This window comes from Pseudonocardia sp. DSM 110487 (genome assembly GCF_019468565.1).
Lineage (GTDB): Bacteria > Actinomycetota > Actinomycetes > Mycobacteriales > Pseudonocardiaceae > Pseudonocardia.
Map to the genome: position 1 here is coordinate 9,937,208 of NZ_CP080521.1, position 25,387 is coordinate 9,962,594.

27 protein-coding genes are annotated in these 25,387 nt (G+C 71.7%); 15 read left to right on the top strand and 12 right to left on the bottom strand.

The features are described 5' to 3' along the window. Positions 1-101: 101 nt before the first annotated feature. Genes K1T35_RS46440 through fbaA form a run of 3 tightly spaced genes read right to left on the bottom strand, consistent with a single transcriptional unit; the run spans position 102 to position 2,647 of the window. Positions 102-1,202, bottom strand: a complete 1,101-nt coding sequence (locus tag K1T35_RS46440; protein WP_255621391.1) for an aromatic acid exporter family protein — start codon at positions 1,200-1,202, stop codon at positions 102-104. Positions 1,203-1,205: 3 nt separating this feature from the next. Next, positions 1,206-1,619 (bottom strand): DUF3151 domain-containing protein, encoded by a 414-nt coding sequence (locus K1T35_RS46445; protein ID WP_220257991.1) that lies wholly within the window; start codon positions 1,617-1,619, stop codon positions 1,206-1,208. Continuing rightward, the gene (gene fbaA / locus K1T35_RS46450) at positions 1,616-2,647 is read right to left on the bottom strand and encodes a class II fructose-bisphosphate aldolase (RefSeq protein WP_220257992.1); all 1,032 of its coding nucleotides are present in this window, start codon (positions 2,645-2,647) and stop codon (positions 1,616-1,618) included. The genes K1T35_RS46445 and fbaA overlap by 4 nt, the downstream gene beginning before the upstream one ends. 126 nt (positions 2,648-2,773) lie before the next feature. On the opposite strand from fbaA, the gene K1T35_RS46455 reads away from it, so the two are divergent. Genes K1T35_RS46455 through K1T35_RS46470 form a run of 4 tightly spaced genes read left to right on the top strand, consistent with a single transcriptional unit; the run spans position 2,774 to position 5,008 of the window. Beyond that, positions 2,774-3,352, top strand: coding sequence for a SigE family RNA polymerase sigma factor (locus tag K1T35_RS46455; protein WP_255621392.1), 579 nt, complete (start codon positions 2,774-2,776; stop codon positions 3,350-3,352). 24 nt (positions 3,353-3,376) lie between these two features. Further along, entirely contained in the window at positions 3,377-3,604 is a 228-nt protein-coding gene (locus tag K1T35_RS46460; RefSeq protein WP_220257994.1) for a hypothetical protein, read from the top strand. Positions 3,605-3,622: 18 nt separating this feature from the next. Then, on the top strand, positions 3,623-4,264 hold the full coding sequence (locus K1T35_RS46465; RefSeq protein ID WP_220257995.1) for a DedA family protein: 642 nt from the start codon (positions 3,623-3,625) through the stop codon (positions 4,262-4,264). A gap of 51 nt (positions 4,265-4,315) precedes the next feature. Beyond that, positions 4,316-5,008 (top strand): DedA family protein, encoded by a 693-nt coding sequence (locus tag K1T35_RS46470; protein WP_255621393.1) that lies wholly within the window; start codon positions 4,316-4,318, stop codon positions 5,006-5,008. A gap of 74 nt (positions 5,009-5,082) precedes the next feature. On the opposite strand, the gene K1T35_RS46475 is transcribed toward K1T35_RS46470, so the two are convergent. After that, on the bottom strand, positions 5,083-6,147 hold the full coding sequence (locus K1T35_RS46475) for a glycoside hydrolase family 76 protein (RefSeq protein ID WP_220257996.1): 1,065 nt from the start codon (positions 6,145-6,147) through the stop codon (positions 5,083-5,085). Between the two features lie 614 nt (positions 6,148-6,761). Between K1T35_RS46475 and K1T35_RS49550 the strand changes: the two genes are divergently transcribed. Together K1T35_RS49550 and K1T35_RS46485 are read left to right on the top strand one after the other, a co-directional pair. After that, positions 6,762-6,926 carry a helix-turn-helix domain-containing protein gene (locus K1T35_RS49550; RefSeq protein WP_255621394.1) on the top strand — a complete coding sequence of 55 codons (165 nt, stop codon included), beginning with the start codon at positions 6,762-6,764 and terminating at the stop codon, positions 6,924-6,926. Between the two features lie 13 nt (positions 6,927-6,939). Continuing rightward, positions 6,940-7,578, top strand: a complete 639-nt coding sequence (locus K1T35_RS46485; RefSeq protein WP_220257997.1) for a DJ-1/PfpI family protein — start codon at positions 6,940-6,942, stop codon at positions 7,576-7,578. Positions 7,579-7,648: 70 nt separating this feature from the next. Here the strand turns inward: K1T35_RS46485 and K1T35_RS46490 are convergent, their stop codons facing one another. Further along, complete coding sequence (locus K1T35_RS46490) at positions 7,649-8,032, bottom strand: NUDIX domain-containing protein (RefSeq protein WP_220257998.1); 384 nt, start codon at positions 8,030-8,032, stop codon at positions 7,649-7,651. Positions 8,033-8,136: 104 nt separating this feature from the next. Then, positions 8,137-8,817: an HAD family hydrolase gene (locus K1T35_RS46495; protein ID WP_220257999.1), complete on the bottom strand. Its 681-nt coding sequence runs from the start codon at positions 8,815-8,817 to the stop codon at positions 8,137-8,139. 304 nt (positions 8,818-9,121) lie between these two features. On the opposite strand from K1T35_RS46495, the gene K1T35_RS46500 reads away from it, so the two are divergent. Further along, on the top strand, positions 9,122-9,415 hold the full coding sequence (locus tag K1T35_RS46500) for a hypothetical protein (RefSeq protein ID WP_220258000.1): 294 nt from the start codon (positions 9,122-9,124) through the stop codon (positions 9,413-9,415). A gap of 151 nt (positions 9,416-9,566) precedes the next feature. After that, positions 9,567-9,974, top strand: a complete 408-nt coding sequence (locus K1T35_RS46505) for a DUF4262 domain-containing protein (RefSeq protein WP_220258001.1) — start codon at positions 9,567-9,569, stop codon at positions 9,972-9,974. 38 nt (positions 9,975-10,012) lie between these two features. Here K1T35_RS46505 and K1T35_RS46510 read toward each other — a convergent pair whose 3' ends face one another. Next, entirely contained in the window at positions 10,013-10,681 is a 669-nt protein-coding gene (locus K1T35_RS46510) for an RNA methyltransferase (RefSeq protein WP_220258002.1), read from the bottom strand. A 680-nt stretch (positions 10,682-11,361) separates the two neighbouring features. Between K1T35_RS46510 and K1T35_RS46515 the strand changes: the two genes are divergently transcribed. From K1T35_RS46515 to K1T35_RS46530, 4 genes are all read left to right on the top strand, one after another. Then, positions 11,362-12,687 carry a ferric reductase-like transmembrane domain-containing protein gene (locus K1T35_RS46515; protein ID WP_220258003.1) on the top strand — a complete coding sequence of 442 codons (1,326 nt, stop codon included), beginning with the start codon at positions 11,362-11,364 and terminating at the stop codon, positions 12,685-12,687. A 48-nt stretch (positions 12,688-12,735) separates the two neighbouring features. Further along, entirely contained in the window at positions 12,736-13,806 is a 1,071-nt protein-coding gene (locus K1T35_RS46520; protein ID WP_220258004.1) for a DUF4142 domain-containing protein, read from the top strand. A 148-nt stretch (positions 13,807-13,954) separates the two neighbouring features. After that, a complete protein-coding gene (locus tag K1T35_RS46525; protein ID WP_220258005.1) occupies positions 13,955-14,902 on the top strand; it encodes a hypothetical protein in 948 nt (315 codons plus the stop codon). 205 nt (positions 14,903-15,107) lie between these two features. Then, complete coding sequence (locus K1T35_RS46530; RefSeq protein ID WP_220258006.1) at positions 15,108-15,959, top strand: hypothetical protein; 852 nt, start codon at positions 15,108-15,110, stop codon at positions 15,957-15,959. 7 nt (positions 15,960-15,966) lie between these two features. On the opposite strand, the gene pyrE is transcribed toward K1T35_RS46530, so the two are convergent. From pyrE to clpB, 4 genes are all read right to left on the bottom strand, one after another. Next, entirely contained in the window at positions 15,967-16,536 is a 570-nt protein-coding gene (gene pyrE, locus K1T35_RS46535; protein ID WP_220258007.1) for an orotate phosphoribosyltransferase, read from the bottom strand. Next, on the bottom strand, positions 16,533-17,306 hold the full coding sequence (locus K1T35_RS46540) for an SDR family oxidoreductase (RefSeq protein ID WP_220258008.1): 774 nt from the start codon (positions 17,304-17,306) through the stop codon (positions 16,533-16,535). Before K1T35_RS46540 ends, pyrE begins: the two co-directional genes overlap by 4 nt. Before the next feature lie 20 nt (positions 17,307-17,326). After that, positions 17,327-17,983 carry a hypothetical protein gene (locus K1T35_RS46545; protein WP_220258009.1) on the bottom strand — a complete coding sequence of 219 codons (657 nt, stop codon included), beginning with the start codon at positions 17,981-17,983 and terminating at the stop codon, positions 17,327-17,329. Between the two features lie 126 nt (positions 17,984-18,109). Then, entirely contained in the window at positions 18,110-20,725 is a 2,616-nt protein-coding gene (gene clpB / locus K1T35_RS46550; RefSeq protein ID WP_220258010.1) for an ATP-dependent chaperone ClpB, read from the bottom strand. 249 nt (positions 20,726-20,974) lie between these two features. On the opposite strand from clpB, the gene K1T35_RS46555 reads away from it, so the two are divergent. Both K1T35_RS46555 and K1T35_RS46560 read left to right on the top strand, forming a co-directional pair. Then, positions 20,975-22,207 carry a 26S protease regulatory subunit gene (locus K1T35_RS46555; RefSeq protein WP_220258011.1) on the top strand — a complete coding sequence of 411 codons (1,233 nt, stop codon included), beginning with the start codon at positions 20,975-20,977 and terminating at the stop codon, positions 22,205-22,207. A gap of 10 nt (positions 22,208-22,217) precedes the next feature. After that, complete coding sequence (locus K1T35_RS46560; RefSeq protein WP_220258012.1) at positions 22,218-23,243, top strand: tetratricopeptide repeat protein; 1,026 nt, start codon at positions 22,218-22,220, stop codon at positions 23,241-23,243. Between the two features lie 52 nt (positions 23,244-23,295). On the opposite strand, the gene K1T35_RS46565 is transcribed toward K1T35_RS46560, so the two are convergent. After that, positions 23,296-24,066: a pyridoxamine 5'-phosphate oxidase family protein gene (locus K1T35_RS46565; protein ID WP_220258013.1), complete on the bottom strand. Its 771-nt coding sequence runs from the start codon at positions 24,064-24,066 to the stop codon at positions 23,296-23,298. A gap of 120 nt (positions 24,067-24,186) precedes the next feature. Between K1T35_RS46565 and K1T35_RS46570 the strand changes: the two genes are divergently transcribed. Beyond that, the gene (locus tag K1T35_RS46570) at positions 24,187-25,356 is read left to right on the top strand and encodes a globin domain-containing protein (RefSeq protein ID WP_220258014.1); all 1,170 of its coding nucleotides are present in this window, start codon (positions 24,187-24,189) and stop codon (positions 25,354-25,356) included. Positions 25,357-25,387 lie beyond the last annotated feature (31 nt).

The window sequence follows — 25,387 nt, forward strand, 5'->3', positions numbered from 1 at the left end:
GACCACCCGGACGGCCGCAGCTTGCACCCACTCCCACCCGACAACTGCAGGCTGGATCTCCCCGCCCAGGCGACAACCGTCGCTTCGCGCGACGGAACGAGTCAGTCCTCGTCCGGGTCGCCGCGCATCGCGGCGAGGGCTTCCGGCCGAGACATCCCGGTGGCCTGCAGCAGGTCGAGCGCGATCGAGCGCGCCTGCGCCACGATCACGACCTCCGACGGGCCGGGCTCGAACGTGCCGGCAAGCGCCCGGGCGTGCCGCACGACGTCGATCACGGGTTCGCGGGCGAGCACCCGGTCCCCGTCCCGACCCAGCTGCGCGGTGATCGCCCGCACCGCGGTGGCGAGCTCACTCAGCACGTCGGCGAGCTCGGGCGCGGCGGGCTCGTCGTCGCAGAGCGCGGTGTACGTGCGGCGCACCAACACCCTGGTGTTGCGCATGGCGTAGTCGGCGCGTTTGGCCAGCTCCTCGTAGGGGCGCAGCACCCGCCGGTGGCGGCGCAGCATGGGCGAGACGCGGGTGACCTCGTGACCGCCACGCAACGCCGCGCGCAGCTCGTCGATCAGCGGCTGGCTCGCCCTGGCCCGCGCCAGCGCGGCCGATGCGGCCTCGGCGTCGCGTTTCCGCAGCGCCGCCGCGGTGTCGGAGAGTACGGCGGCGAGCTCGTCCAGCAGGGTGCGTGACTCGCGGCGCACCGGGGCGACCGGGTCCGACGGCAGCACGGCCGCCACGAGGAGACCGAGGGCGCCGCCGATCAGGGCGTCGATGCAGCGGTCGAAGCCGCCTGCCCCGCCGGGCGGGAGGAGGGTGGCCACCAGCACCGCCGACGCCCCGGCCTGCGCGACGAGCAGCGTGGCCCCGTCCGTGAACACGGCCGCGGCCATGGCGAGCGCGACGACGAGCATGATCTGCCACGTCCCGCTGCCGATCACGGAGATCAGCAGGTCCCCGATGAGCACGCCGAGACTGACGCCGACGACCAGCTCGGCGACCCGACGCAACCGGCTGCCGAGCGACACGCCGAGGCTGATCACGGCGGCGATCGGCGCGAAGAACGGGCGGGCGTGCCCGATCACGTCGCTCGCCACGAACCAGGCGAGGCCGGCTGCGACGGCGCACTGCGCGATCGGCAGCGCGGACAGCTGCAGCCTGCGGCTTCCGGCCGCGAGCCGGCTCTGCAGCCGGTTGGCCGCGGGGGCCACTTGTCAGCCGACGCCGAGCGCGGCCGCAGCCGCCGGGTCGGAGTCGGAGAGGAAGACGCGGCAGCGCTCCGCCTCGTCCGTCTCCTCGATCGCCGCCGCGGCCTTGTGGAGTGCGGCCAGTGCCCGCAGGAAGCCCCGGTTCGGCTCGTGCGACCACGGCACCGGGCCGAAACCCTTCCACCCCGAGCGGCGCAGCTGGTCGAGCCCCCGGTGGTAGCCGGTGCGGGCGTAGGCGTACCCGGCGATCGTCTCCCCGCCGTCGAGCGCGGCCTCGGCGAGCACCGCCCATGCGAGGCTGGACGTCGGATGCGCCGCGGCCACCTCGGCCGCCGCGGTGCCCCGGTCGAGCTCGCCGGCGGCCGGGTCGACGGGCAGCAGCGTCGGCTCCGGCCCGAGGAGGTTCCCTTGCAGACTCATCGCAGAGTGGTACCCGTCGACTTGAGGTTCTCGCAGGCGTGCGCAACCCGCTCGGCCATGCCGGCCTCGGCGGCCTTCATGTACGAGCGCGGGTCGTAGACCTTCTTGTTGCCCACCTCGCCGTCCACCTTCAGCACACCGTTGTAGTTGCTGAACATGTGCGCCGCGATCGGGCGCGTGAAGGCGTACTGGGTGTCGGTGTCGATGTTCATCTTGACGACGCCGTAGCTCACGGCTTCGTGGATCTCCTCGAGCAGCGAGCCGGACCCGCCGTGGAAGACCAGGTCGAGCGGCTTCGAGCCCTCCGGCAGCCCCAGCTTCGCGGTGGCCACCTCCTGGCCCGTCCTGAGGATCTCCGGGCGGAGCTTGACGTTGCCCGGCTTGTAGACGCCGTGCACGTTGCCGAAGGTGGCCGCGAGCAGGTAGCGGCCCTTCTCCCCGCCACCGAGGGCCTCGACCGTGGCCTCGTAGTCGCCGGGGGCGGTGTAGAGCTTCTCGTTGATGTCGTTGGCGACGCCGTCCTCCTCGCCACCGACGACGCCGATCTCCACCTCGAGGATGATCTTCGCTTTGACGGCGCTGTCGAGGAGCTCCGCGGCGATCCGCAGGTTCTCGTGCAGCTCGGTGGCCGACCCGTCCCACATGTGCGACTGGAACAACGGGTTCTCGCCCCTCGCGACCCGCTCCTGGCTGATGGCGATCAGCGGGCGGACGTAGGTGTCGAGCTTGTCCTTGGGGCAGTGGTCGGTGTGCAGCGCGATGTTGACCGGGTACTTCTTCGCGACCACGTGCGCGAACTCGGCGAGCGCCACCGCACCCGTGACCATGTCCTTGACCTTGCCGCCGGACGCGAACTCCGCCCCACCGGTGGAGAACTGGACGATGCCGTCGCTCTCCGCCTCGGCGAAGCCCCGCAGCGCGGCGTTCAGCGTCTCCGAGCTCGTGACATTGATGGCCGGATAGGCGAACTCCCCACTCTTCGCCTTGTCCAGCATCTCGTTGTAGATCTCGGGGGTGGCGATCGGCACGACTGACCCTCCTCGACTCGCGGCTTTCGGTGGCAGTATCCCGCACTGGCCGCTCGTCGTCTGTGTCGGCAGCGCCCACAAGTGCCCCGGCCCGACCTCCCTGGCCGGGGCACTAGGGTTGGTGGGGTGCTGCGGGATGGCGGGGGAAATGCCGTCGAGGCCACGCTGTCGCGACTGCGACGCCTCGACGCGCGGCCCGAGCATGCGCACGCGCCGGGCGCCCCGCTCACGATCTCCGACCTGTACCGCGACCACCGCATGCGGATGATCCGCCTGGCCATTCTCCTCGTCGACGACCCGAGCACGGCGGAGGACGTCGTGCAGGAGGCGTTCGCCGGGTTGCACCGGCACTGGTCGGGGCTGCGCGACGAGGCCGCAGCGGTCGGCTACCTGCGCACCGCGGTCGTGAACGGCTCGCGCTCGGTGCTGCGGCGGCGGCGCACCGCCCGCGACTACGTGCCCCCGCACCAGGTCAACGCCCGCTCGGCCGAATCGCTCGCGCTGCTCTCCGCCGAGCACCAGGCCGTGGTCGACGCGCTGTCCACGCTGCCGCCCCGGCAGCGCGAGGTGCTGGTGCTCCGGTACTACGGCGGCCTCTCGGAAGCCGAGATCGCCGAGGCCACCGGCATCAGCCGTGGCACGGTGAAATCCACGGCCAGCCGGGCCCTCGACGCCGTCGCGCGGGTGATGGGTTCGCGTACCTAGCAGGCGTACGGCACGATGGGCCTCGTGACCGCGACCGACGAGTCCGAGCGGCGGCTCGCCGAAGCGCTGCAGGCCAGAGCGACCGGCGCAGGCGGCCGGGGCCGCACACGCGCGGCGTCCCGCGTACGCGGGCGGGCCGGCACGAGCACCGGCACCGCCCTGCTGCTCGCCCTGCTCGGGGGTGCCGCGCTGGGCACGGTGCTCGCGCTGGTGTCCCTGCTCGCCCCGGGCGTGCTGCCCCCGCTGGGCTGACCGGTACCGTCTGTTGTCGTGACGCTCGCACTCGGCCCGGAGTGGCTGCAACCCGACACGATCATCTCGTGGCTCGGGCCATGGGCGCTCGTCGGGCTCGCCCTGATCATCTTCGCCGAGTGCGGCCTGCTGCTCGGCTTCTTCCTGCCCGGTGACTCGCTGCTGTTCACCGCCGGTCTGTTCGTCGCGCAGGGCGCGATCGACACACCGCTGTGGCTGGTGTGCGCGATCCTGGTGGCCGCGGCCGTCATCGGCAACGCCACCGGCTACTGGGTGGGTTACAAGGCGGGGCCTGCCATCTTCGACAAGCCGCAGTCCCGGCTGTTCAAGCCCGAGCACGTCGCCAAGACCCAGGGCTTCTTCGACAAGTACGGCAACCGCGCCATCGTGCTCGCGCGGTTCGTCCCGATCGTGCGCACCTTCATCACGGTGATGGCCGGCGTCGGGCGGATGGACGCGCGCCGCTACTTCACCTACTCGGTGATCGGCGGCGTCGTGTGGGCGGCCGGTGTCACCGTCCTCGGGTTCTGGCTCGGCCAGTTCGCGTTCGTGCGCGCGAACATCGAGCTGATGCTGATCCTCATCGTCGCGATCTCGGTGCTGCCGATCGTCGTCGAGGTGGTGCGCGCGCGGCGCAAGCCGCGGAGGCAGGCGGCGTAACGCTCCGCGGCGCCCCTGCGAGGGTCTGGGAAGCGCCTACTCTGGAGTCCCGTGACCGTGGCCTTGCCGCAGCTCGCCCTCGCCGGCCCGCTCGACCAGGCGGGCCCGATCACGGTGTGGGCGGTCGTCCTCGTCTTCGTCTTCTTCGAATGCGCCTTCATCATCGGGATGTTCCTTCCCGGTGACTCGCTCCTGCTCGCGGCCGGCGTCGTGCTCGCCCACGGCGCGCACGAGACGAGCGCGTGGACGCTCGGGTTCGTGGCAGCGGCCGTCGCGGTCGCGGGGAACCAGGTGGGCTACCTCGTGGGCCGCTACGCCGGCACCCGCATGCTCGCCCGCCGCGAGGGCCGCATCCTCAATCGCGCCAACCTCGAACGTGCCGCCGCGTTCTTCGACCGATGGGGGTTCTGGGCCATCGTGGTGGCCCGCTGGCTGCCGTGGGTGCGCACCCTCGCGCCGATGATCGCCGGCGCCGCCCGGATGGACAACCGGCGCTACATCGTGGCCAACGCCGTCGGCGCGCTCCTGTGGGTGCCCACGCTGATCATGCTCGGCTACTACGGTGCCGGTCTGCTCGACACGCTCCCGTGGCTCAAGGAGGCGGCCACGATCCTCGCCATCGGCTTCTTCGTCGTCGGCAGCGGCTACGGGCTCTACCGGTACCTGCAGGACGTGCGCAAGCCCGTGGACGAGGCCGCCCCGCACCCCGAGGACAAGCCCGACGACCTGCGCGACGCCGCCTGACGCGAGTCGCGGTCTGGATGCGCGCGAGTCGCGGTCTGGATGCACAGATGTCGCGGGCGGTGGGCGGCCGGGCCTCAGGCTTCCTGGAGGCGGGCGGCGGCCTCCAGGAGCATCCAGCCGGACAGCTGCACCGACAGGTCGGCCTCCGGCACCCGGGCCCGCGGTTCCGAGGCCAGGTCGCGCCACTCCGCAGAGAAGATCGGCCCGCCGCCGATCTCGGCCCGCCCCTTCCAGACGGCCTCGGCGTTGGCGAACACCAGCTCACGGGTGGCATCGGCCAGTTCGGGCAGGCGCAGGGCGGCATCGGCGAGGTAGCGGGCCGTGATGCCGGCGAAGAGACCACCGTCGCCCCCGCCCGACCCCGGCAGCACGCCGTCCGGCCCCGCCAGCCGATGCCGCACCGCGTCGACGATGGCGAGCGCCCGGTCGGTCCAGCGCTGATGACCGTCGCGGGCGGCCAGCTCCACGCACGCTCCCAGGTAGACGCCCTGGTTGTAGGTGTAGATGTACGGCTCGACGGCGCGCACGGTGCCATCGGGCGCGATCCGGACGCCGTCGCGGACCAGCCCGGAGTCGGGGTCCACGAGCGTCTCGGCGATCCAGTCGGTGATGGCCGCGGCGAACGCGCACTGCCCGTCGCGCGCCAGCAGGATGGCGGCCGGGCCGTTGGCCGGGGCGGCCTTGAAGTCGTCGTGGCGGCGCCACCAGATCCCGCCGCCACCGGCCTCGGACCACCCGTCGTGCAGCCGGATCATGATCCTGGGCAACGCCGAGGGGCCGGCCCGCCCGACCAGGGTGCCCCCGCGCTGCAGCGCAAGGCCGAGCCATGCGATGTCGTCGTAGTAGCGACCCAGCCACGACCAGCCGTTGCGCAGCCGCACGCTGCGCGCGAACGCCGCGATCGCCTTGGCCCGCGCCCGGTCGGGGGCGCGCAGCTGCGCGTCGATCAGGCAGTCGAGCAGGTGCGCCTGCCACCAGTAGTGCCACGGCACGAGCGGGGCGGGCAGCCGGCGGGGCCAGCGGATCCGACCGATCCGGGTGCCCGGCAGCACGCCGCCGACGCGGCGCACGTGCCGGCGGACGACAGCGCGCTCGGCGACGCCAGCCCGTTCCCTCCAGTCGACGTCCGCGGCAGCCATCTGGCCAGTCTGCACGATGTCCTGAAGCGAGGGATCCGCGTCGTTGACGCCAAGATCGCGCCAGGTGAGGCTGGTTCGGTGCCCGACCACGACGTCCTGATCCCGCTGTTCGACGGCATCCGGCCGCTCGACGTGGCCGGGCCGAACGAAGTGCTGGCGGGTGCCGGGCGGCTGCTCGGACACCAGGGAAGCGGGCCCGGCTACCGGGTTTCCCTGGTGGCGGCGAACCCCGGCCCGGTCCGCGGGCTCAGCGGCCTGCAGCTGGTGGCCGAGGGCCCGCTGCCCGAGTCCGGACCGATCGGCACCCTGCTCGTGCCCGGCGGCGATACCGGCAAGGGCGGATCTGGACGTCGGCGGGCGTCACCGCGGGCATCGATCTCGCGCTCGCGCTGGTCGAGGCCGACCACGGCGCCGAGGTCGCCCAGCAGGTCGCCCGCCACTCGTGGTGTTCCTGCGCAGGCCGGGCGGGCAGAGCCAGTTCGCGGGCCCGGTGTGGACGCCGCCCGCGCGCCGGCCCGGCGTCCGCGAGGCCCAGGACCTCATCCACGGCAACCCCAGCGCCCGGGAGTTTCACCCGCGCGCTGGGCCGCCCGCCGGGAGACTACGTCGAGCAGGTGCGCGTCGAGGCCGCCCGCCGGCTGCTGGAGACCGAACGCGTGCTCGTCACGGTGGCCGCCTCGCGCGCCGGTTTCGGTTCCGCCGAGACGATGCGCCGCGCCTTCCTGCGCCGCCTCGGCGTCCCACCAGACCACTACCGCCGCCGCTTCGCGGTGCAATAGAGAGGACCCGACCGTGCAGATCGCCATTGCCCTGTTCCCCCGAGTCACCGCGCTGGACGCCATCGGGCCCTACGAGGTGCTGCAACGCATCCCCGAGCTGGATGTCGTGTTCACCGGTGAGCGGCGCGGCGAGATCCGCACCGACAACGGCTTCCTCGGGCTCACCGTCGACGCCTCGTTCGACGACGTGCCCGCACCGGACGTCGTCGTGGTACCCGGCGGGGTCGGGACGGGCGATCTGCTCGCAGGCGGCCCCTACCTGGACTGGCTGCGCGCGGTGCACCCCGGCAACCGGTTCACGACGTCGGTCTGCAGCGGCTCGCTCGCGCTGGCCGCCGCCGGACTGCTCGACGGTCTCACCGCCACCTCGCACTGGAGCGTCGCCGAGCACCTGCGCACCTTCGGGGCGGTTCCAGTGCAGGAGCGGGTCGTGGCGCACCTCGACCGGCGGATCATCACCGCCGCCGGCGTCTCGGCCGGCATCGACATGGCGATCCGGCTCGTCTCGCTCCTCGTCGACGACGTCGCGGCCAAGGCCGCGCAGGTGTACATCGAGTACGACCCGCAGCCGCCCTTCGACGCCGGGCACCCGAGCAAGGTGGATGCCGCGGTGATGGACCGGGTGGGCGAGTACACGCAGCTCCGCCCCTGAGGCCCGACGGCGGGGGGCACGGCAGCCTCTGATCGCTGCCTGCCGAACTACGATGTGCGGCTCGCAGCGATCAGGTCACTCCCGCCCACTCCCGGAACAGGTCGACGGTAGCGGGCAGCTGCGAGTGCAGCGGTGCGGGTAATGCCTCGAGCGCGAACCAGCCCAGCTCGTCGAACTTGTGCGGCTCCCCGATCGCCACCGCCTCCGGGTCAACGCGCACGGCGTTGACGATGGCGACCCAGTGCGAGTCGCCACGCAGGATGTTGCGGACGCCGATCGTCTCGATGTCCAGCGCCTCGGCGGTGTACTCCTCGCGCACCTCCCGCCGGACGGCGTCGGCGAACGACTCGCCGTGTTCGAGGGCTCCGGCGCCGGAGTCCCAGGTGCCCGGCTCGTCCCGGGCGCCCGCGCCGCGCCGGGCGAGCAGCACCCGCCCATGTCCGTCCCAACGCATGTCTGAGGTCTGCGCGCGCCGCGAAGCAAGCGCGAAGACCTCAGTGGAGTCACAGCAGATGAAGACGCAGGAAACCGCAGGAGCGATCCGCGGGTCGACGGGCATTAGAAGTGCTCGGCGAGCTCGCGGAAGTGCTCGAGGTGCAGCACCCCTCGGTCGGCGTGGTCGAGCTCGTCGTGCTCCAGCACCCACGTGTGCGGGCTCGGGATGAACACAGCGTTCAGTCCCGCGGCACGGGCGGGAAGGATGTCCGAGCGCGGCGAGTTGCCGATCATCCACGTCACGCCCGGCTCGAGGCGCCGCTCGGCGACGAGTGACCGGTAGGTGCCGGCGTGCTTCTCCGCCACGATGTGCGTGCTCGCGAAGTGGTGCGCGAGGTTCGAGGCGTCGATCTTTCGCTGCTGCTCGGCCGGATCGCCCTTGGTGAGCAGCAACAGGTCGTGCCGGGCGCCGAGATCCGTGAGCGTCTCCGCGACGCCGGGCACGAGCTCCACCTCGTTGAACACGAGCGCGGAGGCCAACTGCTCGATCTCCCGTGCCTCGGCGGGAGATGCAGGCCGCTCGCTCAGCCGCTCGAAGCAGTCGTGCAGGCTGCGCAGGAAGCCCGCGGTGCCGTACCCGTGCACGACGACGTTGGCGCGCTCCACCTCGTCGAGCACGGCCCGGGTGGCGGCGCGGTCGAGCGTGGGGTGGGCGAGCCAGTCGAGGTACGCGTCGATGACGCGCTCGAACAGGACGTTGTTCTCCCAGAGGGTGTCGTCGGCGTCGAAGATTAGACAAGCCATCGATGACCTGCGCTTACTACCCGAGGTGACTGAGGAATTCGACGCACGGCGATCAAGGATAGTTGCCGATCCGCGACCTCACGACCAACTTTCGCAACAAGGCTCCCCGGCCGGAGTTGACCAGAGGGCCGCTCTGCCATGGTGATCTAGCTCAGGCAGCGAACTCGCCTGCACGCACGCCGTGCAGCCAGGCGCGGATCTCCGCCTCCGTGACCTGGCCGTTGTCCGTGCGGTCAGTTGCGCTCGGTCTGACGTGCTCGCTCGGCGGGTACTGCCTTGCGGCGGCGAGGCGACGGAGTGGTTGATGTTCACGCGCGACGATTCGCTCCCGGGCAGCGTCGTATTCACCAACGAGGCGTCAGGGCGGGACCTGAACCGCAACCCGCGTGTCGGCGAGGAGATCATCACCGACACCTACAGGCCGACCAACTTCGACGTGTGGGGGATCGACCGGGCCAGGGTGAACAACGGCCAGGCCACGGACCTCAACAGCGTGGGCAGCGGGCTCTTCGTGACGGCCGAAGGCGACCGGCTCGAGACCGTCTTCACCAGCGTCGGATCCGCGCCCGTCGTCTGGACCCTCACCCGCGTGCGATAGCCGTAGGCGGTGCACACCTCCGGGCCACCGTGCACACGTCCCGCCGTGGGCACGGTGGCCGCTTGGTGTGCACGGTCGACCAGATCCGTCGACGAATCCCGCCAGCGCGAGCCTCACCGGTTCTGTCGGTGCTCGAATGTATGTTCGACACATGGAGCCCATCGCATCCACCCACCAGGCCGACCAGTACGGCGCCTGGCAGCGCGACACGATCCGTCGCCACGGCTGGGCGCTGCAGCCGATGCCCGGTGACGAGGACGGACCGCCGTACGTCTACACGGTTGGGCTGTCCGGCTACGACCACCCCGAACTCATCCTGTTCGCCACCGCTCCCGCCGTCGCGGCCAGGGTGCTCAACGACCTGGGGGAGCTGGTCCGCCTCGGGCGCGGGTTCGCGCCGGGCGAGCGGGTGCGGCTGCGCAGCGGCGACGTCCACCTGCTCACGTTCCCCGAATCGGCCGATTGGCTCTTCGCGGCCAACGACCTCTACCGCGCGCCCGGTGCGGCCCCGGTTCCGGCGCTGCTCGTGGTGCCCGCCGACGAGCTGGCGCCGGGCTGAGCGGCCGCGGCGGGTCCGGCGACGGAGGCCGCGCCCGTTCACCAGGCGGCGTCGAGATCTGCGTGCTGCCGGATCCAGGCGTGCATCGCGATACCTGCGGCCACGCCCGCGTTGATCGACCGGGTGGAGCCGAACTGGGCGATCGAAACGGTCAGCGCGGCCGCGGCCCTTGCCTCACCGGTCACACCGGGGCCCTCCTGACCGAAGAGCAGCATGCAGTCACGCGGCAGCCGCGCGGTCTCGATCCGCGCGGCCCCCGGCGTGTTGTCCACGGCCACCACGGTGAGGCCGTGGCCGTTCGCGAACTCCGCGAGGCCGGCCACGTCATCGTGGTGATGAACCCGCAGGTAGCGGTCGGTCACCATCGCCCCACGCCGGTTCCAGCGCCTGCGACCGACGATGTGGACGCCCGCAGCGGCGAACGCGTTGGCCGTGCGCACCACCGTGCCGATGTTGTGGTCATGGCCGAAGTTCTCGATGGCGACGTGGAACGGGTGGGCCCGCAGCTCGAGGTCAGCGGCCACCGCGTCGCGGCGCCAGTACCGGTAAGCGTCCACGACGTTGCGCGCGTCACCGCGCTCGAGCAGGTCCGGGTCGTACCGCTCGTCGCTCGGCCACGCCATCGACCCACCCGGCCACGGGCCCACACCCACCTGGCCGGCAACCGCCCACTCGCTCGGCCCGGCCGCGTCAGCCTCCACATCCATGGGCCGATGATGCCCGGGCGCGACGCCGGCCCGCCGCGGGGAGCTTCCGCCGCCGTCGCGATCGCGGTGGCCGGCTTCGCGCGGCCCGCGGCCGCGCCACGAGGATGCGGTTGCGCACCGACGCGGGCTCGGCGGCGGGCCACCGGAGAGAGTGCCCCCTTGACCGCGGGAACCCTTAAGGTACGTGTGGTCTGCGGAATTGGTGACGTAGCAGCACTCTCCAGGAGCCCCACAGGCGGCAAGGACGGCCACCCCAGCACGAGGAACAGGGGCCCGGCGAGGCGGCCGGAGGGCCTGCCATCTGAACCTTCGGCCGTGACCTGGCCGTGACCTCTGGGAATGCGTCACGCTCCCGGCCTGGGAATGCGCCGAACGGTTGCGCGGCATTTCGTCTCAGGACGATCACGATTCGCCCGGTCACCGACCCGTCCGGCGACTCGCCGAGCCCGCTCGCGCACGGAGAGGTCATCGTGCGGTACAGCGCCGTCGGCGAGCGGCAGGATGCCTCCGGAACGCAAGGGTGAGCGGTCACCGCCTGAAGGTGTTACGTCGCGTTCGGTCCAACCATTACGGCAAACGGTGCAATACGCCGCCATTCGTCGCGCCGGTGAACGCTTCCGGCCCACTGCACTCTCAGCTTCGCAACCACAAAGCCGCGCCACCTCATACCGTCACCGGCCATGGACCAACGGCTACTGCGCGCAACCTGGTTGGGCGGCCTCGGGGTGATCGTAAGCGCCCCCTCGCTCGTCTACCTCGCGCTGCCGTCGTCCGGTGGGCTCTGGCACCGGCTCTCGGTCCTCACCGGTCTGCTCGCGCTGTCGGCACTCGTCTCAGCGGCCGTGCTGCCGTCGCGGCTGCGCTCGCTCAATCGCGCCTTCGGCATCGAGTCCGTCATCGACCTGCACCGCTTCCTCGGTGTTGCCACCGCGTCGCTCGTGTTCGCCCACCTCGCCTGCGTGGTGGCCGCCGAGCCGGCCAACATCACCTTGCTCGACCTGACCACCGCCCCCGGTCGGGCGAAGGCGGCCACGATCTCGACGCTCGCGCTGGTCGCGCTGGCCGGGCTCACGGTGCTGCGGAACCAGGCGCGGCTGTCCTACGAGCTGTGGAAGTTGTCGCACGTCACGCTCGCGGCCACCGCGCTCCTCGCCGCGGCCCTGCACGTCTTGCTGCTCGACCAGCTCGTGCGCAACGCCGTGATCGGCACCATGTTCGTGTTGTTCGCGCTGATGCTGGCGATCGTTTTCGGGCACCGCTGGGTGTGGCGCCCGATGTTCGACCCGTCCACCCAGTTCGTCGTCCACGACATCCGGCGCGAGAACCCCACCGTGAGCACGCTGGTACTCGCCCCCTGCAGCCGGGACGGCGGGCCGGCGACGACCTGGGCATTCTCCCCCGGGCAGTTTGCCTGGATCCGCCTGGACCGCTCGGTGATAGCCCAGGAGCACCCGTTCACGATCGCGTCGAGCGCCCACTCCGACGCCACCGAGTTCACGATCCGCCACACCGGCGACTTCACCAAGGCACTGCGCCGCCTCCCCATCGGCGCCTCGGTCTGGGTTGACGGTCCGCACGGTGCCTTCACCAACGACATCGAGACGTCGGCAGGCTTCGTCATGATCGCCGGCGGCGTCGGCATCACCCCGATGATGAGCATGCTGCGCACCGCCGCCCACCGGTGCGACCCCCGCCCGTACCGGCTCATCGTCGTTGCCAGCGCCCCGGAGGACCTGCTGTTCCGGGCGGAGCTCGCGCAGCTGCGGCGCATCATCGACCTCGAGGTCACTGAGGTGCTGCGCCGGCCCGTGGAGGGCTGGTCGGGTCCCACCGGCGACGTCAACGCCGAACTGCTATCCGCGGTTCTCGGCGGAACCCCGCCCCCAGCGGAGGTGGACTGCTTCATCTGCGGTCCGCCGGCCCTCGTCACCGATGCCCTCGGCGCCCTGGAGCTCCTGGGCGCCACTCCCGACCGCATCTACACCGAACAGTTCGACATGGCTTGAGCGAGCGCTCCCCCAGCTCCCCCCTCGCTCCCCAAGAGGAAGGCCCCCATGCTCCGCCGGATCCCCCGAATACTCCGCGGTGCCGTCGTCATCACGGTGCTGCTCGCCGTCTCGGCCTCGGTGTACCAGTCCTGGGCCACCGGGGCGCCCGGCACGAGCGGCTGGACACAAACCCAGTGGGGCCCACTCGGGCCCGCCGACCGTGACCTGCTCATCAAGGTGCGGCTCGCCGGGCTCTGGGAAGGCCCCACCGGGCAGCAGGCCGAGCAGATGGCCACCAGCGCTGATGTGCGTGAGGTCGGCCGCAAGCTCGCCGAGGAACACGCCCAGCTCGACGAGGAGGTGCGCAGCGTCGCCGACCAGCTCGGCGTTCCGCTGCCCAGCGGGCCCACCGCCCAGCAGATGGGTTGGATGGCCGACATCTCGTCGAGGACCGGCTCGGACTACGACCGCACGTTCGTCCAGGTCGTGCGCGAGGCCCACGGCATGATCCTCCCGGCGATCTCCGAGGTGCGCAGCAGCACCCAGAACGACCTCGTCCGGGAGTTCGCCGAAACCGGCAACGAGTTCGTCACCCGCCATCACCAGTACCTGGAGAGCACCGGGCTCGTGGACTACACCGCGCTGCCGCACCACGGCCCCGGCCTGCTCGGCGGCGGCACCGACATGAGCGACCTGCTCGTGCCGTTCCTCGTGTTCATCGCCGCGCTGCTCGCCGCGGTCGCCCTGGTCTGGGGCCTGCGCAACAAGTCGGCTCCCAACCGCCGCCAGCGCGTCACCGTCCCCCAGCCCCCCATCTCGCATGCCGCCACGCGCCTCCCGGAGCTCTCCGCTGTGGCGGCGATCCCCGCACCGCGCGCCGTGGGCATCGACGACACCGGCCCCATCCCTGTCATCAACGACGTTCCTGTGGCCGTGGTTACGGACAGCGGCGCATATCGCCTGTCCCCGGACTCCGGCACACACGCGGCCGTCCCGAGGAGGCGCAGCACCACCACGCTGGCCGACACCGGCTCCCACCGGGCCGTCGACGACACCGACACCAACCGATCCGTCTCCACGTCCGGTTCCCACCGGATGCCGCGCTCCCGGCGAGCGCGGCACTCAACGCGGCGCTAGCTCCCCGCTTTCCGCGCCGCGGCGCCGGCGGCCATCCGCCGGTGTACCTGTCTCCGATCCCCGAACGGAGGACCCCATGTCCCCGATCAGTACAGCCCGATATTTCTCGACTCGGCGGAAGATCGGTCTCTGCGCCGCCGCTCTCGTAGTGACCCTGTTACCCACCGCGTGCGGCGCCGCTTACGCGTCCGACGAGGCCCCGGAGGTCGTCGAGGTCGGTGGTGTCTCGGCAGCCGAGGCGCTCCCCGACGAAGGCGACGCCGCGGCGGAGGAAGGCGCCGCGGAGCAAGGCGCCGAACAACAGGGCGAGGAGCCGCCCGACGCCGCTGCCGAGGAACCGCCGCCCGCGGAGGGCGAGGTAGCTCAGCTGCGCGGCCGGAACGACGGCCGGAACAACGACGGCCGCAACAACGATGGCCGGGGCGGCGGCCGGGACATCGGCGACGGTCGCGGCGAGGAGGGCGGCCAGGCCGGCGGCCGACCCGGCAAGCCGGACGGCGGAGTGGAACCGCCTCCCCCGGCCAACGAAGGTGGCAACGAGGGCAACAACGGGCTCGACGTCCTCGGTACGGACTGCACCAACAGCCAGCTGGAACCGCACACCGGGTTCGAGGTGGCACCGGCCTGCGTCGACACCTCGTTCGGTGAGGTCGCGGCGGAGGAGAACAGCCCGTCGCTGCTCATCACGGAGGCCCCGCAGACCGTGGCCGTCGGCGAGGACTTCACGATCGCGGTGAGCACCCGCAACCTCGTCCGTGACCGGTTCCTCGGCGCTGCCGCGGGTGGCTACTACCTGGAGAGCTCCTTCCTGAATGCGGACGGCCTGCAGCGCGGCCACTTCCACACGGCGTGCCGGGTGCTCGAGAGCGTTGCTGAGGCGCCCGACGCGGAACCGGCCCCGGAGTTCTTCGTCGCCACGCAGGACAACGGTGGCGGCGCGGCCCCGGACACGGTGGAGATCACGGTGCCCGGCATCGACGCGGCGGGCACCGTCCAGTGCTCGTCGTGGGCGGGTGACGGGTCGCACCGGACCCCGATGATGCAGCGGGCGAACCAGACCCCGGCATTCGACGCGGTCCGCATCACCGTTCAGTAGCAGATATCCACATCGGGGCGCGGCGGCCGTGCTTCCCCGCCGGCCGCCGCGTCCCGGACCCCGAACTTGAGGACCTATGTCCCGGAACAGCCCCGCCCGGCGTCCCTCGACCACTCGCAAGATCGCTCTCTGCGCCGCCGCTCTCGTCGTGACGCTCCTACCCACCGCGTGCGGCGCGGCCTACGCGGACGACGATGCGCCCGAAGTGGTGGAGGTCGGTGGTGCGTCCGCGGCTGAACCGAACCGCGACGAGGACGGCGCCGACGCGGAGGACGGGGCCGAAGAGAACGACGAGCAGCCCGGCGACTCCGGCGGCGACGATGAACCTGCCGAGGAGGGAAATGCCGCGGAGGACGAGGCGCCGGCGCAGGGCGAGCAGAACGACGGCGACAACGCGGGCGACAACGCCGATAACGACGCGGGGAACGGCCGTGACGAAGAGGAGAAGCCGCCTCCCGCCGACGGTGAGGACGGGAAAGACGAGGAAGACGGCAACAAGGACGAAGACGACGACGAGCTCGACGTCCTCGGCACGGACTGCACCAACAGCCGGCTGGAACCGCACACCGGCTTCGAAGTGGCGCCGGCCTGCGTCGACACCTCGTTCGGCGAGGTCGCGGACGAGGATGAAAGCCCGTCGCTGCTCATCACGGATGCACCCGAGAACGTGGCTGCCGACCAGGAGTTCACACTGTCGGTGAGCACCCGCAACCTCATCCGCGACCGCTTCCTCGGCGCCGCCGCGGGCGGCTACTACCGGGAGAGCTCGTTCCTCAATCAGGACGGCATCCAGCGCGGCCACTTCCACACGGCCTGCCGCATGCTCGAGAGCACTGACGAGGCGCCCGACGCGGCGCCGGCCCCGGAATTCTTCCTGGCCACCCAGGACAACGGCGGCGGCGAGAACCCGGACACCGTGAACATCACGGTGAGCGGCCTACCTGCCGGCACCGCTCAGTGCGCCGTGTGGGCCGGCGACGGCTCGCACCGCATCCCGATGATGCAGCGCGCGAACCAAACACCGGCATTCGACGCGGTCCGGATCACCGTCGAGTAGATGCCGCTCAGGCGAGGCCGATGTCGGCAAGCCCGAGCAGCGCCCGGTAGGGCACGCCCTCGGCCTCGATGGCCTCGCGGGCGCCGGTGTCGCGGTCCACGACGGTCACGACGCCGGCTACCTCGGCTCCGGCGTCCCGCACCGCACGAACTGCGGTGAGCACGGAGGCACCGGTCGTCGAGGTGTCCTCCACGACGAGCACCCGGCGGCCTGCGACGTCCGGTCCCTCGATGAGCCGCTGCATCCCGTGCTGCTTCGTCGACTTGCGGACGACGAACGCATCCACCGGCGGCGTCTCGGGCGAGATGGCGCGCTCGGCGGCCGCGGCGTGCAGCACGGCGTCGGCGACCGGGTCGGCGCCGAGGGTGAGCCCGCCGACGGCGGAGTACTCCCAGTCGGCGGTGAGCACGCGCAGCAGCCTCCCGACGAGCGGGGCGGCCCGGTGCTCGAGCGTGACCCGGCGCAGGTCCACGTAGTAGTCGGCCTCCGCGCCGGACGACAGCGTGACCCGCTCGTGCACGACCCCCAGCTCGCGGACCAGCGCCGCCAGCTGTTCGCGCTCGGTGTCCGCGCTCATCGATTCCTCCGCCGCTCGCCCACCGCGAACAGCCGGCGCAACACCGGCCGCGGCATCAGATCCATCCACGCGGCGATCGCCTTGTACTGCGGGCTCGGCACGGACACCACCTTCCCCCTCGCCAGGTCGGCGAGGCACTCCTCGACGACGCGTTCCGCGTCCAGCCACATCAGGCCCTTCGGCTCGCCCATCTCGAGGCCGGCGCGCTCGTGGAACTCGGTGCGCACGAAGCCGGGGCACAGCACGAGTGCCCGTACACCGGTGCCGGCGAGCGTGCCCGCGAGACCTTCGGTGAAGACCGTGACCCAGGCCTTCTCCGCGACGTAGGTGGAGCTGCTCCCCGTGGCGAACCCGAGCATGCTCGACACGTTCACCACGGCCCCGCGCCCGCGCTCCACCATGCCGGGCAGGGCGGCCCGCGTCAGCTGCAGCACGGCGGTGACGTTCAGATCGTGCTGGGCCAGCAGTGCGGCGGGGTCGGCCTCCAGGAACCGATGACGCTGCGTGGCGCCCGCGTTGTTGACGAGCAGGTCCACGGGTGCATCGGGATCGGTCAACCGCGCCACGACCCGGTCCCGGCCGTCTGCCGTGCTGAGGTCGGCCACCAGCACGTCCGCCGACACCCCGTGCTCGCGGTGCCCGGAGGCAGCCGCCTCGAGCCGCTCGCCGTCACGAGCGACGAGCACGAGGTCACGGCCGTCCCGGGCGAGCCGGGCGGCGAACGCCGCACCGATCCCCGACGTCGCCCCTGTGATCAGCGCGGTGGGCACCCCTCGACCCTACTGACCGGTCACGACTCCTTGCGGAGGCGGACCCCCAGCCCCTGCTCCAGTGCGGTGGCGAACTCGGCGAGGTCGGCGAGCAGGTCCTGCACCCGCTCGGCGTTGGAGCTCAGCGGCGCCGTGGCCAGCACCCAGGACTCCTCGGCCCACAACAGCTCGACGTCGTCGCCGAGCGAGTCTGCCGCGGTGGCGAGCCGGGGCGTCAGCAGCGGGCGCACCGCCGCGGCGTCCGACACGAACGCGTACCGCTCGCCGACCGGCTGCAGCAGGTCGAGCCCGGCGTCGTCGGGCAGCGGGGCCGACGGGAGGCGCAGCTCGACGGCGGCCGGCAGCGGCTCCTGCAGCTGCACCGCCACCAGGATCGAGGTCAGCCTCCCGGCCTGCTCGTGGTCGAACACGTACGCCATCCGCGGCCCGTCCGGGGTGGGCACGTCACCGCTGATCAGGTTGCGCGCCACGCCAGGGCCGCCCTGGTGGATGGTGCCGTAGCGCCAGCGGCTGGGAAGCACCGGATCGGTGTCCAAGAACTCCCAGCCGCGCAGCGCGGCCCATCGCTTCCGGTCCTTCGACCCGGAGCCGCGACGGCTGTCGGCAAACAGCAAGGCGGCGCCGATCAACAGCGCGATCACGGCTATGACGAACCACACCGTCGACGAGAGACCCACGATCGAGCAGCGTAGCGGCGCAGAGCCCCGACGACCGGGAACGCCACGGGCCTAGCGCCCTGCGCCGAAGATCCAGCATCTATCTCGACGGCCCGCCGATACACGCACCGGACCTCCGGCGCGGGGCTAGATCATGGTTACCGGAAGACCCCGTCCCACGATCAACGCACCGGTGCCGCCCTCCGCCATGGGGTCGAGGTCGACGCGCACCATGTCGCCCTCGCGGATCTCCCCGCCCAGCAGCTCCCTGGCCAGCTGGTCACCGATCGAGGACTGGACCAGCCTGCGCAGCGGCCGCGCCCCGTAGACCGGGTCGAAGCCGTTCATCGCCAGCCACTCCCGCCCCGCGTCGGTGACCTCCAGGCTGAGCCTGCGCTTCGCCAGCCGCTCGCGCAGCCGGTCGAGCTGGATGTCGACGATCGCGGTGAGCTCCTCCGTGGACAGCGCGTGGAAGACCACGACGTCGTCGAGCCGGTTCAGGAACTCCGGCTTGAAGTGCTGCCGGACGATCGTCATGACGGCGTCCTTGCGGCCGCGGTCGTCGAGCGCCGGGTCGGCGATGGCCTGCGAGCCCAGGTTCGAGGTGAGCACGAGGATCGTGTTGCGGAAGTCGACCGTGCGCCCCTGCCCGTCGGTGAGCCGGCCGTCGTCGAGCACCTGCAGAAGCGTGTCGAACACGTCCGAGTGCGCCTTCTCGACCTCGTCGAACAGCACCACCGAGTACGGGCGCCTGCGCACCGCCTCGGTGAGCTGGCCGCCCTGGTCGTAGCCGACGTAGCCGGGCGGGGCACCGACGAGCCGGGCCACCGAATGCTTCTCGGAGTACTCGCTCATGTCGATGCGGATCATGGCCCGCTCGTCGTCGAACAGGAATTCGGCGAGCGCCTTGGCCAGCTCCGTCTTGCCGACGCCGGTGGGGCCGAGGAACAGGAACGACCCGGTGGGCCGGTTCTCGTCCGAGATACCGGCGCGGGCCCTCCGTACGGCGTCGGACACCGCGCGAACTGCCTCGGCCTGGCCGACCACCCGCCTGCCGAGATCGTCCTCCATGCGCAGCAGCTTGGCGGTCTCACCCTCGAGCAGCCGCCCTGCGGGGATGCCGGTCCACGCGGACACGACGTCGGCGACGTCGTCCGGGCCGACCTCCTCCTTGAGCATCACGTCTGCTTCGGGCGCGGTGACGGCCGTGGCCTCGGCCAGCTTCTTCTCGAGCGCCGGGATGCGTCCGTAGCGCAGCTCGGCGGCCTTGCCGAGGTCGCCGTCGCGCTCGGCGCGCTCCGACTCCCCGCGCAGCCCCTCCAGCTGCTCCTTCAGCTCCCGCACGGACTCGATGGCGTGCTTCTCGTTCTGCCAGCGGGCCGTGAGCGCCGACAGCTTCTCGCGCTGCTCGGCCAGCTCCCCGCGCAGCACGGCCAGCCGCTCGACGGACGCGGCGTCGGACTCCTTCTCCAGCGCCATCTCCTCGATCTCCAGCCTGCGCACGGCGCGCTCGACGCTGTCGATCTCGACCGGCCGGGAGTCGATCTCCATCCGGAGCCGGGACGCGGCCTCGTCGACGAGGTCGATCGCCTTGTCCGGCAGGAACCGGGCGGTGATGTAGCGGTCGGACAGCGAGGCGGCGGCCACGAGCGCGGCGTCGGTGATCCGGACGCCGTGGTGCACCTCGTAGCGCTCCTTGAGCCCGCGCAGGATGCCGACCGTGTCCTCGACGGACGGCTCGCCGACCAGCACCTGCTGGAACCGGCGCTCCAGTGCGGGGTCCTTCTCGATGCGCTGGCGGTACTCGTCGAGCGTGGTGGCGCCGACCATCCGCAGCTCGCCGCGTGCGAGCATCGGCTTGATCATGTTGCCGGCGTCCATCGCGCCCTCGCCGGTGGCGCCGGCGCCGACGATCGTGTGTAGCTCGTCGATGAAGGTGATGACCTGACCGGCGCTGTCGGTGATCTCCTTGAGCACGGCCTTGAGCCGCTCCTCGAACTCGCCGCGGTACTTCGCGCCCGCGACCATGGCGCCGAGGTCGAGCGCCACCACCCGCTTGCCGCGCAGCGACTCCGGCACATCACCGGCCACGATGCGCTGGGCGAGTCCCTCGACGATGGCGGTCTTGCCGACACCGGGCTCGCCGATCAGGACCGGGTTGTTCTTGGTGCGCCGCGACAGCACCTGCACGACCCGGCGGATCTCGGTGTCGCGCCCGATCACCGGGTCGAGCTCGCCCTTGCGCGCCCGCTCGGTGAGGTCGACGCCGTACTTGTCGAGTGCCTGGTAGGTGCCCTCCGGGTCAGGGCTGGTGACCCGGCTCGACCCGCGAACCTTCGCGAAGGCCTCCCTCAGGGCGTCGGGCGTGGCACCGTGGCGGCGCAGCAGGTCGGCGACCTGGCTACGGGCGGACGCGAGCCCGACCAGCAGGTGCTCCGTGGAGACGTACTCGTCGCCCATCTCCGTGGCGAGCTGCTGAGCAGCGTTGATCGCGGCGAGCGCCTCGCGGGACAGCTGCGGCGCGCTCACCGTGGACCCCGACGCCGACGGCAGCCGGTTGCCGAGCTGGGTGAGCTCACCGCGCACGGCGGCCGCGTCAGCGCCTACCGCGGCGAGCAACGGCGCCGCGATACCGTCGGTCTGGGCCAGCAGCGCGCCGAGCAGGTGCGTGGGCCCCACGTCCGGGTTGCCGGCGAGGGCCGCCGCCTGCGCCGCGGCCGAGATGGCCTGCTGCGTCTTGGTGGTGGGGTTGAAGGAATCCATCCCCTCGGTTCCTCCTGCACGTGGTCGGTCAGGGCACCATCGTGCCCGTCGAGAGGAACAACGTCAGGAAAGTTGAGCGTGTTCCACTCAAGGGTCACTCTTCGGCGTCTGATTGCCTCCGCTTCGCTCCGGCGGGCTTGCGGGCCCTGGTGACGCCGTCTTGCTCCTCCGGTGCTCGGTCGCTCGTTCCTCGCTCCCTGCGCGCCTCCCCCGCAAAACGGCGTCGGCCCGCAAGCGATACTCGGAACGATGTCTGACGACGTACTCCTCACCAGTCTGCTCACCGCGGTCGACGCCGCTCCCGACGACGTCCCGTTGCGGCTGCACGTGGCGGGCCTCCTCGCCGAACGCGGCCGGCCGGCCGACGCGCTGCAGCACTGCAGCCAGGCGCTCGCCCGCGACCCGGGCAACGCCGAAGCGCTCGCCATGCTGCAGCGGCTCACGACCGCGATGGCCCCGCCGCCTCCCGCCCCGCACCATCCCGAGCCCCAGCATCCCGAACCACAGCGGCTGCAGGGGTTCGACTGGACACAGGCCGAGGACGAGGTGGCCGGCATCGCGGAACCCGTCCCCGCGGACGACGACGCCCCATCCCCTGTGGTCGAGGACATCGAGCAGCCGGGCACCCGCCTTGCCGACGTCGGCGGCATGCAGCAGGTCAAGGAGCGCCTCGAGCTCGCCTTCCTCGGCCCCATGCGCAACCCGCAGCTCGCCAAGGCGTTCGGCAAGAGCCTGAGCGGCGGCCTCCTGCTCTACGGCCCACCCGGATGCGGCAAGACGTTCATCGCCCGGGCGGTGGCGGGCGAGCTCGGGGCGAGCTTCTTCGCCGTCGGGATCTCCGACGTCCTCGACATGTACACGGGGCAGAGCGAACGCAACCTCGCCCGGATCTTCGCCGAGGCCCGCCGTCGCGCCCCCTGCGTGCTGTTCTTCGACGAGCTCGACGCGCTCGGCCAGAAGCGCTCCCACCTCGCGCACTCCACCAGCATGCGCAACACCGTCAACCAGCTGCTCTCCGAGATGGACTCCGTCACGGCCGACAACGACGGCGTGTTCGTGCTCGGCGCCACCAACCACCCGTGGGACATCGACAGCGCGCTGCGCCGGCCCGGCCGGTTCGACCGCATGGTGCTCGTGCTCCCGCCCGACGCGCCCGCCCGCGCCGCGATCCTGCACTACCACCTGCGGGATCGGCCGGTGGCGGACGTGAGCCTCGACCGGATCGTCAAGCTCACCGAGCACTTCTCCGGCGCCGATCTCGCGCACGTCTGCACCACGGCCGCCGAGCGCGCGCTCGCACTGTCGATGCGCGACGGCCGGCTGCACGCGCTCACCACGAAGGACCTCGAGGCGGCCGTCAAGGAGATCCGCCCGAGCACGGGGCCGTGGTTCGCCACCGCCCGCAACGTGGTGGCGTTCGCCAACACCGACGGCGAGTACGACGACCTGTCGGCGTACCTGCGAAAGAACAAGAAGCTTTGAGCAGCGCCTCGTGAGTTCTGCGGCCCTGGAGCGCGCCGAGAACCTGCGCCTGCTCGGACGGCTCGACGATGCGGAACGGACCCTCCGTGAGGCGCTGACCGCCGCTCCGAACGAGCCCGGGTTGCTGAGCGAGCTGGCGTGGGTGCTCGATCTCGCCGACCGGCAGGCGGAGGGGCTCGCGGCCGCGGAGGCGGCGATCGCCCTCGATCCCCAGGAGGCCCGCCACCACCAGATCAGGGCCTCGCTGCTCTCCGGACTGAAACGCCACGACGAGGCCGTGCAGGCCGCGCTCACGGCGCGGTCGCTCCGGCCCCACGAGCCCAAGATCGCGCGAACCTGCGCGCGCGTGCTCTCCGCCGCCGGCAGGCTGCCCGAGGCGTACGAGGCCGCGCGGCACGCCGTGGCCCTCGACCCGGAGTCGGCGACCGCGCACCTCATGGTCGCCGACATCGCCGACGACCTCCGCGACCGGCACACCGCCCGCCGGGCCTACGAGGAGGCACTGCGGCTGGACCCGCAGAACGCACTGGCCCGCCACGACCTGGCCGTACTCGACGTCAACACCGGCCACCCGATGCGCGGGCTCCGCGGCCTCGTCGAGGCCGGCGGGATCGATCCCACGATGCCGATCGTGCTGCGGACCATCGCGGTCGTGCTCTGGAAGCTGTCGTGGCGGCTGCGGATGCTGTTCGTCCCGGCGACGATCGCCTGCGTGGTTGCCTCGGGCGCCGAGCCGGGCGACGCGACGTGGTCGGCCCGGGTCACCGCCGCCGTCTCGCTCTTGGCGATCGGGCTGCTGACCTGGTGGACCGTGCGCGACCTGCCCGCAGCGACCCGGCCCGCGGTGCTGGCCTCCCTGCGCACCGACGGCCCGCTGCGCCTCACCTATCTCGGGATGGCCGCGTGCGTGCTCCTCTTCCTCGCGGTGGCGGTCACGGGTGTCGGCGTCTTCGCCGGGTTCGTGTGGCTGGTGCTCGGCATGCTCGGGCTGCTGGCGCTGGTCGTCGGGGCGATGCGCAGGTTGCGCGGGCGCTGATCCGGCCGGCACCGACCCGCTCGCCGGTTCCACGTGAAACTCCTGCGTGCCCTCAGCGCGGCCGCAGCAGCCGCGCGCTTCCGCCCCCGAGGTGCGTGGTGCTCGGGAACCGCCTGCGGCCCGCGTTCGGGCGCGGACGCCACCGTGGTGTCTCCTTCGCCCGGAAGTAGTCGCCGCCCTTGCGTCCGGGGTCGTCGGTGCCCCACTCGCGCTTCTCGTGCACGCGCGTCATCCGCGGGATGTGCTTGCGGCAGTGGACGTAGGCCTCCTCGACCCCGACGACGACCCACCGCTCGGCCCGCCTTCCGTGCTCCTCGTCGGCTGCGACCGGCGGGTACACCGCCTCGAACTCCGCCGCCTCCGCGATCCGGGCCGTGCCGTTGACGTGCAGGCCGATGAGGTCCTGGACGAAGTCCACCATCAACAGGCCGAGGTGCCCGTTCTCCGAGAGGTTGCCGAGGCTCGCGTGCACGCCGTTGCCGCGGTACTCCGGGTACGCGAGCGTGCGGGCGTCGAGCACGCGGATGAACCCGGGAGGCCCGGCGCGCAGCGACGCGTCGCACTCACCACGCGCATCCGCCGAGGCCACGAACACCATCTCCATCCGCTGGACGAACGCCACCATGGTCGGCAGCAGTCGATCCCTGACCTGCTCGGCATAGAAGCGGTGAGCGCGCGCTTCCGTGCCGTAAGCGCACTGGAGGGCGTGCTCACCCGCCGACCCGGGCAACGGATCGCACTCGACGGACGGCGACGACACCTCCACCGTGCGCTGGACGGTCGTCGGGCCGGTCTGGGCGAGAGGTCGAGTGCGGGGAGCCACCCTTTCACCGTGCCATCCGAGTGCTGAAGAGTCACCGAGAAGCGTCGCGCGCGATAAGCTGTCGCGCCAGGACCCCGGTCCGTGCTCCCCGTACCGACGAGCAGGAAGAAGCCGGCCTTCATGACCGCTGAACAGTTGCTCACCGATCTGCCCAGCATCGGTGAGCCGCGCGGCGAAGAGCACGGGCTGGCGCAGCTCATCAGGGACAGCTGGGCCGAGGTCGAGCCGCACGCCGAGGAGATGGGGCGCCTCTTCTACGCCACCCTGTTCCAGAACGCGCCGGAGAGCCGCGACCTGTTCCCCGTCAACATGGAGGTGCAGCGCAGCCGCCTCATGCGCGCGCTCGTGCACGTCGTGCAGATGGTCGACCAGCCCGACGAGCTCGTGCCCTTCCTCGAGCAGCTCGGGCGCGACCACCGCAAGTTCGGCGTGGTCGCCCAGCACTACGAGGCCGTCGGGAACGCGCTGATCACCGCGATCGCCACCACCGCGGGCCCGGCCTGGACACCCTCCGTGCGCGACGCGTGGACCGACGCCTACGCCGTGGTGTCCGAGGCCATGCGCACCGCGGCCCAGGCCGAGCGCGGGCCCGCGTCATGGCTCGGCCGGGTGGTCGGGCACGAGCGTCTCGGCTGGGACCTCGCCCTCATCACCGTCCAGGCGAGCGAGCCGATCCCGTACCGCGCGGGCCAGTACGTGAGCATCGAGACCCCGCAGCGCCCGCGGCTGTGGCGCTACCTCTCGCCCGCCAACGCCCCCCGTGAGGACGGCATCCTCGAGTTCCACGTTCGCGCCGTCGACGGCGGCTGGGTGAGCCGGGCCATCGTCGCCCACTCCCGCATCGGCGACACCTGGCGCATCGGCCCCCCGATGGGACGCATGCACGTCGACCCCACCACAGGGCGTGACCTGCTGATGATCAGCGGCGGCACCGGCCTGGCCCCCCTCAAGGCCCTGCTCGAGGACATCGCGGAGCGGCCGGAGCAACCCCGCACCCAGGTGTTCGTCGGCGGCCGCACATGGGACGACCTCTACGACTTCACCAGCCTCCGCAAGTTCTCCTACAGCAACACATGGCTGGACGTCATCCCCGTCGTGGAGGAGGACGAGGGCTCATCAGGGGCCGAGCACGGCACCCTCGCCGACGTCGTCACCCGGTACGGGGCGTGGGTCGACCACGACGTCCTGGTCTGCGGCTCGCCCGCCATGATCCGTTCCACGGTCTCCCGGATGCTGGTCGCAGGCACGCCGCTGGACCGGATCAAGTACGACCCGTTCACGATGGACTGAGCTTCTCGCTCGTCGAGCAGGCGACGCTCCA

What these genes read in the sequence shown, in the direction of transcription:
- K1T35_RS46445 (WP_220257991.1), bottom strand. Translation starts at nt 1,619, where the DNA reads ATGAGTCTGCAAGGGAACCTCCTCGGGCCGGAGCCGACGCTGCTGCCC.
- K1T35_RS46475 (WP_220257996.1), bottom strand. Translation starts at nt 6,147, where the DNA reads ATGGCTGCCGCGGACGTCGACTGGAGGGAACGGGCTGGCGTCGCCGAG.
- K1T35_RS46490 (WP_220257998.1), bottom strand. Translation starts at nt 8,032, where the DNA reads ATGCGTTGGGACGGACATGGGCGGGTGCTGCTCGCCCGGCGCGGCGCG.
- K1T35_RS46495 (WP_220257999.1), bottom strand. Translation starts at nt 8,817, where the DNA reads ATGGCTTGTCTAATCTTCGACGCCGACGACACCCTCTGGGAGAACAAC.
- K1T35_RS46500 (WP_220258000.1), top strand. Translation starts at nt 9,122, where the DNA reads ATGTTCACGCGCGACGATTCGCTCCCGGGCAGCGTCGTATTCACCAAC.
- K1T35_RS46505 (WP_220258001.1), top strand. Translation starts at nt 9,567, where the DNA reads ATGGAGCCCATCGCATCCACCCACCAGGCCGACCAGTACGGCGCCTGG.
- K1T35_RS46510 (WP_220258002.1), bottom strand. Translation starts at nt 10,681, where the DNA reads ATGGATGTGGAGGCTGACGCGGCCGGGCCGAGCGAGTGGGCGGTTGCC.
- K1T35_RS46515 (WP_220258003.1), top strand. Translation starts at nt 11,362, where the DNA reads ATGGACCAACGGCTACTGCGCGCAACCTGGTTGGGCGGCCTCGGGGTG.
- K1T35_RS46520 (WP_220258004.1), top strand. Translation starts at nt 12,736, where the DNA reads ATGCTCCGCCGGATCCCCCGAATACTCCGCGGTGCCGTCGTCATCACG.
- pyrE (WP_220258007.1), bottom strand. Translation starts at nt 16,536, where the DNA reads ATGAGCGCGGACACCGAGCGCGAACAGCTGGCGGCGCTGGTCCGCGAG.
- clpB (WP_220258010.1), bottom strand. Translation starts at nt 20,725, where the DNA reads ATGGATTCCTTCAACCCCACCACCAAGACGCAGCAGGCCATCTCGGCC.
- K1T35_RS46555 (WP_220258011.1), top strand. Translation starts at nt 20,975, where the DNA reads ATGTCTGACGACGTACTCCTCACCAGTCTGCTCACCGCGGTCGACGCC.
- K1T35_RS46570 (WP_220258014.1), top strand. Translation starts at nt 24,187, where the DNA reads ATGACCGCTGAACAGTTGCTCACCGATCTGCCCAGCATCGGTGAGCCG.